Annotated in this window: 10 protein-coding genes (1 of these 10 cut by a window edge); 4 read left to right on the top strand and 6 right to left on the bottom strand. The window is 41.8% G+C overall.

Annotated features, from left to right (window positions below; translation table 11 throughout):
• The 6 genes in view from LBB20_03460 to lptD are tightly spaced (at most 11 nt apart) and all read right to left on the bottom strand, a layout consistent with a single transcriptional unit that may run on beyond the window.
• Positions 1 to 242 carry the start of a serine hydroxymethyltransferase gene (locus LBB20_03460; protein ID MDR2735860.1) on the bottom strand. Its footprint begins 1,015 nt before the window's first position, so the window shows 242 of its 1,257 coding nt (coding positions 1–242); its start codon is at positions 240 to 242; the stop codon falls past the left edge of the window.
• Positions 243 to 253: 11 nt separating this feature from the next.
• The gene (locus tag LBB20_03455) at positions 254 to 1,147 is read right to left on the bottom strand and encodes a tyrosine recombinase XerD (protein ID MDR2735859.1); all 894 of its coding nucleotides are present in this window, start codon (positions 1,145 to 1,147) and stop codon (positions 254 to 256) included.
• Positions 1,148 to 2,911, bottom strand: coding sequence for an arginine--tRNA ligase (argS, locus tag LBB20_03450; protein ID MDR2735858.1), 1,764 nt, complete (start codon positions 2,909 to 2,911; stop codon positions 1,148 to 1,150). It lies immediately after the preceding gene.
• A gap of 5 nt (positions 2,912 to 2,916) precedes the next feature.
• Positions 2,917 to 3,450: a hypothetical protein gene (locus LBB20_03445; GenBank protein MDR2735857.1), complete on the bottom strand. Its 534-nt coding sequence runs from the start codon at positions 3,448 to 3,450 to the stop codon at positions 2,917 to 2,919.
• Positions 3,447 to 4,388 carry a tRNA (adenosine(37)-N6)-dimethylallyltransferase MiaA gene (gene miaA / locus LBB20_03440; GenBank protein ID MDR2735856.1) on the bottom strand — a complete coding sequence of 314 codons (942 nt, stop codon included), beginning with the start codon at positions 4,386 to 4,388 and terminating at the stop codon, positions 3,447 to 3,449. The genes LBB20_03445 and miaA overlap by 4 nt, the downstream gene beginning before the upstream one ends.
• Before the next feature lies 1 nt (position 4,389).
• Entirely contained in the window at positions 4,390 to 6,423 is a 2,034-nt protein-coding gene (lptD, locus tag LBB20_03435) for an LPS assembly protein LptD (GenBank protein MDR2735855.1), read from the bottom strand.
• A 109-nt stretch (positions 6,424 to 6,532) separates the two neighbouring features.
• Here lptD and pssA point away from each other — a divergent pair, with 109 nt between their 5' ends.
• The 4 genes from pssA to LBB20_03415 all read left to right on the top strand — a co-directional run bounded on the left by pssA (position 6,533) and on the right by LBB20_03415 (position 9,928).
• Positions 6,533 to 7,378, top strand: coding sequence for a CDP-diacylglycerol--serine O-phosphatidyltransferase (gene pssA / locus LBB20_03430; protein MDR2735854.1), 846 nt, complete (start codon positions 6,533 to 6,535; stop codon positions 7,376 to 7,378).
• The gene (locus LBB20_03425) at positions 7,362 to 8,072 is read left to right on the top strand and encodes a hypothetical protein (protein MDR2735853.1); all 711 of its coding nucleotides are present in this window, start codon (positions 7,362 to 7,364) and stop codon (positions 8,070 to 8,072) included. The genes pssA and LBB20_03425 overlap by 17 nt, the downstream gene beginning before the upstream one ends.
• A gap of 162 nt (positions 8,073 to 8,234) precedes the next feature.
• Entirely contained in the window at positions 8,235 to 8,633 is a 399-nt protein-coding gene (locus LBB20_03420; protein MDR2735852.1) for a hypothetical protein, read from the top strand.
• A gap of 2 nt (positions 8,634 to 8,635) precedes the next feature.
• Positions 8,636 to 9,928 (top strand): GspE/PulE family protein, encoded by a 1,293-nt coding sequence (locus tag LBB20_03415; GenBank protein MDR2735851.1) that lies wholly within the window; start codon positions 8,636 to 8,638, stop codon positions 9,926 to 9,928.
• The last annotated feature ends 72 nt before the right edge of the window (positions 9,929 to 10,000 follow it).

The raw sequence follows: 10,000 nt of genomic DNA, 5'->3' as shown, positions 1-10,000 counted from the left end.
TCCATGGCCAATATCTCCACCTCGTCCACATATTCGCAACCACCATAATATCTACGGGCCGGATAACCTTCGGCGTATTTATTCGTCAAAACACTACCGACAGCTGCCAGCACAGCTTTTGATGTAAAATTTTCCGAAGCAATCAGCTCGATATGATCTTGCTGTCGCTTTTCTTCGCGACCTATTGCGCCGGCAATATCAGGATCACACTCATTCAAACAATCAATATAATTTCCAAACATATAATCTCAATTCACTGAATCTGTTCCCTAGGATGAAATTTTTTATACTCGGACACAAGCCGCTTTTTATCCACATGGGTATAAATTTGTGTGGTCGAAATGCTTTCATGGCCGAGCATCTCCTGTATATATCTCAAATCTGCACCATTTTCCAACAAATGAGTGGCAAAACTATGCCTCAATGCATGGGGACTTATTTCTGTCTGCAGACCAGCGACCCGGGAATAATATTTTATGTTTTTCCAAAAAGTCTTCGTTGATATGGCTCCGCCCCGTGAACTTAAAAACACACTGCCATCGGTTTTAGCTTTCACAAATTTGTTCCGGCCTTCGGTTATATATCTACGAAGTGCTTTCATGGCCGGCGTACCAATGGGGACAATTCGTTCCTTGTTACCCTTTCCATGTACCCGTAAAAAACAATTTTCGAAGTCGATTTCGTGGAGTTTGATGCTGCATAACTCCGAGACCCTTAGACCACTGCTGTAGACAAGTTCTAGCATAGCCCGGTCTCTCATTCCAATCACCCTATCCGGCACCGCATCCAATAGTGCAACCACCGAATCATAGGTCATTACCTGGGGTATAGTTCTGCATCTTTGTGGAAATGAACACCCTAGGGCCGTATTGGTGTCCAGTATTCTATCCATCACAAAAAACCTAAACATAGATCTCAACATCGAAATTTTTCTCGACAGGGTCGATGGTTTGTAGCCTTTCGCATGCAAAGAGGTTAGCCAGTCACATATGGATTCACTGGTTATTAAATGCACGGCCACATCATCTTTTAAAAATTTACCAAATGAGGCCAGGTCGCTTCCATAGGAAACCAGGGTATGCTTCGAGGCGCCTTTCTCTAGTTTTAGAAACGCCATAAATCTATCAACTGCCTCGGAAAACAACATTTACATTTTTTCAAGAGTTTCCAAGCCAAGTAGTCCCAATCCAATTTCCAGTATATCTAGGACTCTAGAACAAATCATCATCCGCCGGATAAAGTCCTCGGAATCCTCGCTAATTATTTTATTCAGATTGTAAAATACTGAAAACTCGCTGGCGAGTTCGTATAGATAATTACATAAAAAATGAGGCCTTAGATCTTCAATTGCCTGGCGCAACATGACCGGAAACATTACAATTTTACGACACAAAAAATGTTCTTCCCTTGTGGTTAATGGTGTCATTGGCCTGTCACTATTACCTAACACCGAAGTGTTTTTGATTTTTCTGAAAATGGCACGTAATCTGGCCACGGCATACAACAAATAGGGAGCTGTGTTGCCATCAAAGGATAACATTTTATCCCAGGAAAAAATGTAATCATGGGTCCTATTTTGCGACAAATCGACATACTTCACGGCACCCAATCCAACCACTCTAGCCACTTCCTTTTTCTCTTCCTCTGGCAGATCAGGATTTTTTTCACTAACCACAGCATAGGCACGTCGTTTGGCCTCATCGAGCAGTTGCTTCAATTTTACAGCCTCACCAGAACGGGTCTTTATCGCTTTGCCATTTTCTCCTAACACCGTACCAAACCATACATGTCGCAGCTCAGGAATTTTTCTGTCGAAATGGCTGAACCACTTTGAGATGGTCATGAATAGTTGCTGGAAATGGTCCTGCTGTCTACTATCTGTGACATAGATCAACTCGTCGGCATCCAATGTCTCAACACGATAAAGCACTGTGGCCAAATCAGTGGTAGCATAATTTGATGCACCATCGGATTTTTTAACGATAAATGGTTGTTTCCTAAAACGCTCGTGTTCTCTATGAAAAACCACCAGTGCGCCATCGTCATACTCGGCAATGCCAGACTCTTCCAGCTCGGCGTAGACCCTATCCACCTTATCCCTATAAAAGGACTCGCCTAGCACATAGTCAAATCCCACATTCATTTCCTCATATATGTCTTCGAAGGCCTTGTAGGATACCTTGTTAATTTGTTCCCAAAGAGCTAAACTTTCTTTGTCACCGGCTTGTAATTTCACCAACTCATTTCTAGCCTTTTCTAAAAACGAAGCATCGGTTTTTGCCTTTTCGTTACCACTTCTATAGATTTCCTCCAGGAGATCCAACACCTCTTCCGGAGAGCAGGCCGATAGATCCACTTTCCCTGCCTTCATCTCTGCCAATAGGATGCCAAACTGTGTACCCCAGTCACCAACATGGTTATCCCTTATGATATCCGCACCGCAAAACCTCAACATCCTCTGAATGGCTTCGCCTATTATCATCGATCGTAGATGGCCCACATGCATTTGTTTTGCCGTATTTGGAGAAGAATAATCGATGACTATCTTCTTACCTTTGAACAAATTAGCCGATGTGGCTGTGATTCTACTAGCATCCGCATTGTTCGACATCCAGTTTATGAAAAAATTGGACGTCAGCCTGAAATTTACGAACCCTGGATCGGATACTTCAACGGCAAAGTACCTTCTATGGTCATTGCGTATAAATGCATCCATCAGCTTCTCTGCTAACAACTTTGGATTCATTCCGTTTTTCTTAGCAAAGGGCAAGACACCATTGACCTGCAAATCGCCAAATTGAGCCTCGGCAAGCCTGACTTCAGGATCAGTAAATCCTTGAAATTCATCGATCTTGCTAGCAACATCGATAACTTCTTTTCTAAGACATTCTAGGACATTAAACCAATCCATAGGACTTACCATTTAATAAAATATAAAATTACTCCACCATACAAAAATGACAACAAGCCAACAAATTTTGGCAACCAATCATTTTTAAACAGCCAGTCGATAAAATCTCTAAACCTATAGGGAACAATACCCAGGTATATGGCTGTCGTAATCGCCAGGTATAAAAAGGATACCATCAATAGTTTAGATTTCTGCTCACACATATAGGCCGCTTTCAAGAGTTCATTGGATATCAACAAAACCAAAACAGCCAGGCCCCTTACACACAGAAAATCACGTACGCTCATAAATGCTATCACTGCTATGGTCAGGAAAAATCCGAAAAAAATCCATTTGTATTGACCGAAATCCGGTTCGCCTAGTCTTGTTATATGCCACAAAAACCAGGAAACAGCCGATCCAAATACCAACCAATTTGCCATGTTAGAGCGTATAAAAGCTTTGCAATTTTTTTCACAACTAAATGTCATAAAAATCAGTAATATGCCAGACACAATAAGCAGTAACCCAACCAATAATTCAGCATATATTAATTTCATATGACGCTCTTCTTAAAGAACATATACACTAAGTCAAAACTTTCGTCAACATAATAATCATCCAGGCAAACCTCGAGATCTATGGGAATTTGTTTTTTAAACCATGTTCGCTGTTTTTTAACAAGATTATTGGTGTTTTTCACAATATCATTAATCAAATTTTCACAATCAATACAACCGTTTTTTATAAACGAAATCGTCTCTCTGTAGCCTATGGCATTGGCTGCGCTTCTGTTGTTTTCTATGCCAACCTTGATCAAATGCTTAACTTCATCAACCAGGCCATCCTCTATCATTTTTATCACCCTATTTCTGACCAGTTCATGCCCAGAGTTTCTTTTTAATAGGACCGTGGCTCTTTTATAATTGGAGAACGCCCAGGGCCAGTGTTCAGACCTGGCGATATTTTGCTCCAGGGTCGTTCCCGTGGCCAGGCAACGCTCCAGAGCTTTTATAACTCTTCTGGGGTTTTTTAGGTCTAACCCAGCTAATGAATCGCCACTTAGCTCACGTATCCTATTTACCAGGCCTACCAGTCCGCAGTTATCATACAGTGATTGTACCTGGGCCTTTAGCTCATCAGAAATAACAACGTCATCAAGAATCGGACCGTAAAATGACTTCAGATAAAAACCACTACCGCCAACGATCAACAAATTTTTCCCTTTACGGATCACAGCTTCGGTCACCCGGCTGGCATAATCAATATACCGCTGAATATTAAATTGATCACACACATCGACCAAATCTATCCCATGGTGATTGATACGGCTACGATCCAATTTCGACACCTTGGCCGAACCTATATCCATACCACGATACACCTGTACCGAATCACAGGAAAGTATCTCAGCATCCAATGCCTCGGCCAGTCTCAGCGACAATTCAGTTTTACCGACAGCGGTGTAACCAACCAATAGAAACAGGGTTGCCATCATGCTACCAACTCACCAGGTCAACCCTGAAAGCTGGCTGAAATTTTGCTTCCCTGACGGATCCATTTTTTACCGTTATACCAAACTCACATTTCCAGGAATTCCCGATCATCGTTGAAACAAAGTAGTCGTGTTCTATCAATTTTTTTGTCCTGGCATCGAACCTGGCAGAGATCCTAGCCCCGGTGATTGCATTGAAATTCCAGGCTAACCCGACACCATACTGATCGAGCTCATGTTGTAATGCCTTGGTAAAAAAACCTATTCGCCACAGGTCACCGTTCATAAGTTCCGTAGCCGTTGTCAATTCTTTAAGGGTTATCTTGTTCGGATCAATCCTAGAATAGGCCCTAAATTTAACCAAACTAAATGGCGACAGTTCTAATTTTAGGTAGCTGTCTGAAAGACAATGGTTGGCATTGGTGTCAAAATTGAAATCATAATGGCCGAATCTTAGGTCCTGGTATACGGAGAACTCCGCAACTTTCCTAGCTAAATAATTTGACTTTCCCTGGGTAAAAAGTGAGTTTTCGATACCGATCCGTAACAAATTACCAGCCCTGGGCTGATCCACATCACGCATATCTCGGAGATCTATCGTAGGAATATTTGTATCGAAATAGTGCCTATCCACCGGCGGTATCTTCGAAGAACCTATGCTAGCCTTAGGTGTATATCGATATTGTGCCAATGGTTTTATCAGGTGCTTCAGGCCACAAATATCAAAAAATTCATTGTTATAGCCAATAAATCCGTGACCAAACATTTCGACATCAGCACCCAGCTGTCCAATAAATCGCTGATAACTGCCCTGGGAACCTAGGGTTTTATCATAGCAGGTAAATCTGCCACCAGCAACAGGTGTTATGGTTAAAGCGTCACCCATATGTGTCGGCCTGGCCAATCCATAGTAGGAATCGAAGCGCATTATGTGGTTACATTCATCAATGGACCTATTTCTAAGCTGGGAAATTTCTGCAAAAAAGTTATGATATAAGCCAATCCATGGCAATTGCATGGTAATTGTATCGAACCTTAGTTGTGGCATCCTCTCGACGGTATTATAAAAACCATTGGGCCTAAATTGGCCAAAGATTGACAGCAAATACCAGTCATCTCTATAGACAACTTCGGCAAATGTATTGGCATATCTGTTCCCATTGTATATCGCTTTCCTGAAATCTCTTTCGACCTCCGAATCGCTCAGCCAACTAAGTTGCCCGGTGACGTCGATGTGATCAACCATGTGCTGTTTATACCTAAGTTCAGAAAAAAACCTGTGCCTTTTTATGGGCTGGCCAAAAACATCGAGACCACGTTTGGCATTATCTGATATAAAACCCGCTTCAAGGCTACCAAAAATCGAAGATGTCTCATCGTGTTTATGATACCTAATGGCCGGCCCAACCAATATACCGCTCTTGGTGTAAACATCGAACAAGGCACCTAATTTTACATTATTATTAACGTTGAATAAAAATTTATTCTGAACGAATGCCCCATGCCTATTATTTACACCATATTCTGTGCTGATCACAGGTAACATATCCACACGCATAGATAACCCTGGTAAATAGAATACCGGTACCTGGCCAATTCTAAAGGTAACGTGCTTTAGTGAACACCTATTATTATCGGCAGAAAATTCCATTTCCCTAGCTCCTATGTTCGGTGAAAACGAATCTGGTTCCATAAAATACATCCTCGCATTTTTAGCCATAACTGTCTCGGCTATAACTACCTCATCGGCAACCAATATCATAGGTCGCACATTGGATTTTACGTTTTTGGCCTCCAGGGAACCGTTGGCCAGATCATAGGTAAAGCTATCGCCCATAACTATCATATTGTTGCCACGGACAATGACATTTCCATTTGCTACGGCCAATCCATCTTTATAGGTCAATCTATCCGATTCCAATGTGATGCGCCCCAGCATGAGATTTGATCGTTCAAGATTAACCGCCCCATAAGCAAATGGTCCCAAGGCAAAGGAAATAATAAGCCACCAGGTAAATTTTATGGACACGCCTGTCACTAGTATTTATAAGTCTTTCCAGCTCAAGTTCATTTTACATTTACTATAAATATTCATAAAAATCTTGCGCTTACCCTATGATTAATAAAATTAACAAACTAGTTTCTTTATGAAGAAGAAGTTTGAAACTGTTGAAGATGCCAGTAGAATTTATCTGCTGCCGAACTTTTTTACGGCATCGAATTTGTTTTTTGGATTCGCTGCCATAATTCGCTGTATACAAGCTAAATATACAGCAGCAACTCCGTCGGTGTCCCATCAATACTATACCCAGGCTGTTTGGCTTGTGTTGTTTGCGGCTCTGGCCGATGCACTTGATGGCCGGGTTGCCAGACTCGGAAAACGTGAATCACTATTTGGAATGGAGTTCGATTCGATTGCCGATATGGTTTCCTTTGGTGTCGCTCCGGCGCTGATGGTATTTTTCCTAATACTTTCACCCACCGAAGGTCTTACAATTTTTAGACAGATTGGTTGGCTCATAGGTTTTGTGTATTTGCTGTGTGCTGGTATCAGGTTGGCTAGGTTTAATGTGATAACCCATCCACTTCTACCCCAGGATGAGGCTAAAAAATCATCAAAGGATTTTCTTGGATTACCGGTTCCTGCTGCGGCCGGTGCAATAGTCTCCATTGTAATGATAATAAACACCTATGAACTCAGTAATGGGTTTTTAATAACATTGCCACCATTGATGCTCTTAATTGCCTACCTGATGGTCAGTACCATAACATTCCCAAGCTTCAAGAAGGTTGACTGGACCACCAAAACCAAGTTAAATACCTTCGTAGTAGCTATAGCAATCATTGCCATCATAGTCTGGTTTCATGAATTCTCCATGGCCATGATATTCCTATCCTATATGGCCCTAGGTATTACAAGACACATTTCAAAAATTAGAAAAACTGAAAAAGGCCAGCCAGACACCATAGTTGACGATGACAGCCAAGACTAAAGGCGATCTGCTTTTGGACATGATGTTTAATATAGTGATTCCTTCTATTGTCATGTCTAAAGCCGATGACTGGCTTGATATAACGCCGTTGCTAGCCCTATTAATAGCATTGGGTTTTCCTATAGTCTACGGTATTGTTGACTTTGCCAAATCGAAAAAATATAACACGTTTTCAATCATGGGGTTTGTCAGCATTTTCCTGACCGGAGGCATAGGACTGCTCCAACTGCCAAAAGAATGGATTGCAATCAAAGAAGCCGCTGTACCACTTATTCTTGGCCTATTTGTAACAGCGTCCATATGGACAAATTCACCGCTGATGAGAATACTGCTGTTTCAAGATAACATATTAAATACGTCAAAAATAGAAGAAGCGCTCGAAAAAAACAGCAACCGACCAGCCTTTGATAAATTGATAAGAAGAGGTACACTCTGGGTTTCATCATCGTTTTGGATCAGTGCAATCCTAAACTATATCCTGGCTGTAATATTGATAAAAAGTGATACAGGAACCTCCGCGTTCAACAAAGAACTTGGTAGAATGACACTATGGAGTTATCCGGTCATAGTACTTCCATGCACAGTCATTTTGATGATTTCACTATGCAAATTGATTTCTGGCATAGAAAAATTGACTGGCTTACAGCTTGAAGAAATCGTTGCATTCCCGAGCAGTAATCGGCCACATCGTTAATTTCACTCTTATTTCTATCTTATCACTTTCAAAACTAAACAAAACCCTTACACTAAGTCAGCTATGCCGTTGATTGGAAAAAATTTTGTTTTCGTCTATTTGTGTGCTGTTTGTTTTTTGACTGGCTGTAGCCATAAAATAGACATACCGACAACAGATATTATGGTCTATATAGAGGCAGATTCCTGGTCTGGTCCCTTCACCAGGAATGCTATTCTGCCGATCAGCAAGATTTCGATACCCATATTTCCACAGCCTGTTTTTACATCCGTGGACATAAAATCTGTAGAGATTGTTGATGTTGACTATGGCAAATGCCTTATGGTAACCCTATCTGAAAGAGCAAGTTACGACCTATATAAAATCTCCATTGATAGCCTGGACAACAGGCTTATCCTAACGGTAAACGGCAAAGTAGTTGGATTTTCCGTCATCGACCATGCAATCAACGATGGGACAATTTTAGTCTTCGCTGAGATGAGATTGCAGGACCTCGAACCACTTGTGCTAGAACTAAATGAAACCATCGCCAGGATCAATAAAATGAAAAAGGAGCGCTAGTTATGTCCTTGCTACGTTCAATATTCCGTAATAAAGCAAAAGAAACCGGTGAAAAATCAAATGCTAAGGACAATACAGATATTCAGGAAACCAATCCATCCCAGGAAGCTGAGACAGTTAGCCGAGACAAAGTTTCACCGGAAGAGTTTTTGGATCACTGGATAATCCAGGCCATCGAAACCGGCGCATCGGATATTCATTTCGAAAAATTTAGAACCTATCTAAGGGTTCGCTACAGGGTCGATGGTAGGCTGCGTACCATAGCAAAATTGCCAGAAAATCTTCACGGCGGAGTTATCGCAAGAATAAAAATCCTGGCAAAGCTGAAAATAGATGAAAAACGCCTACCCCAGGACGGAAGATTTTCAATCAAACACAGGGAAGAACAATTTGATGTACGGGTATCAATTTTACCTGGTTACCTCGGTGAATGCGTAGTACTAAGACTTCTCCAAAGCGATGAAAAAATGTTTTCACTAAAAAATCTAGGAGCTAGAGAAATCGATATAAAAAAACTCGAAGAATTGGTGGCAGTCCAAAATGGCATAATAATCGTGGCTGGCCCAACGGGATCGGGCAAATCCACCACATTGTATTCAATAATCAAAAAAATATCTTCAAGCGAAAGAAAAGTAATAACGGTGGAAGATCCGGTTGAATACCAATTAGCTGGCATCAACCAGGTATCGGTGAATGAAACCATAGGTATGACTTTTGCCACAGCGCTTAGATCGATGCTTCGGCAGGCTCCAAATATCATATTGATTGGAGAAATAAGGGACAAAGAAACGGCTGAAATAGCCATTCGAGCTGCATTGACCGGCCACCTAGTTTTGAGCACAGTCCATGCAAAGGATACCATCAGCGCGATAACCAGGCTAGGTGACCTGGGCATACCATCCTATTTGATAGCGGCTACCCTGAGAGGTGTTATGGCTCAAAGGCTAGCCAGGAAACCCTGCCTAAAATGCCTAACCCCTGGGGAGCCAGATAGGAAGCTAATCGATGAAATATCCACTGGCTATAGCATCCCGGACGATGTAACAGTCTATGAACCAAGTGGCTGTAACCATTGCTTCGGCACAGGTCACCAGGGCCGCCTGGCCCTGTTTGAGATATTACACATCAGCGATGCCATGCAGAAGCTAATCCATGGACGTAGCGATGAGGATCAGCTACGAGCCTTGGCAAAGACTGAAGGCATAGAGTTTCTAAAAAACGTCACCATAGATCAATATCTTCATGGCCGAATCGGCCGCGAAACCCTGATGTCCCTAGCCGCTGAAATGGCCTAATAAAAATCCAACATTTCCAAACCCATCGGATCTCTTTTAAAAACAGCTATTACAAAACCTAATCACTATTTA

Source organism: Puniceicoccales bacterium (genome assembly GCA_031283585.1).
Lineage (GTDB): Bacteria > Verrucomicrobiota > Verrucomicrobiia > Opitutales > LL51 > JAIRTH01.
This window is presented reverse-complemented; position numbering and strand designations above follow the sequence as displayed.

Bases quoted from the DNA above. Each gene is read 5' to 3' on its own strand.
- LBB20_03455 (MDR2735859.1), bottom strand. From the start codon at position 1,147: ATGTTGTTTTCCGAGGCAGTTGATAGATTTATGGCGTTTCTAAAACTA.
- argS (MDR2735858.1), bottom strand. From the start codon at position 2,911: ATGGATTGGTTTAATGTCCTAGAATGTCTTAGAAAAGAAGTTATCGAT.
- LBB20_03445 (MDR2735857.1), bottom strand. From the start codon at position 3,450: ATGAAATTAATATATGCTGAATTATTGGTTGGGTTACTGCTTATTGTG.
- miaA (MDR2735856.1), bottom strand. From the start codon at position 4,388: ATGATGGCAACCCTGTTTCTATTGGTTGGTTACACCGCTGTCGGTAAA.
- pssA (MDR2735854.1), top strand. From the start codon at position 6,533: ATGAAGAAGAAGTTTGAAACTGTTGAAGATGCCAGTAGAATTTATCTG.
- LBB20_03425 (MDR2735853.1), top strand. From the start codon at position 7,362: ATGACAGCCAAGACTAAAGGCGATCTGCTTTTGGACATGATGTTTAAT.
- LBB20_03420 (MDR2735852.1), top strand. From the start codon at position 8,235: ATGGTCTATATAGAGGCAGATTCCTGGTCTGGTCCCTTCACCAGGAAT.
- LBB20_03415 (MDR2735851.1), top strand. From the start codon at position 8,636: ATGTCCTTGCTACGTTCAATATTCCGTAATAAAGCAAAAGAAACCGGT.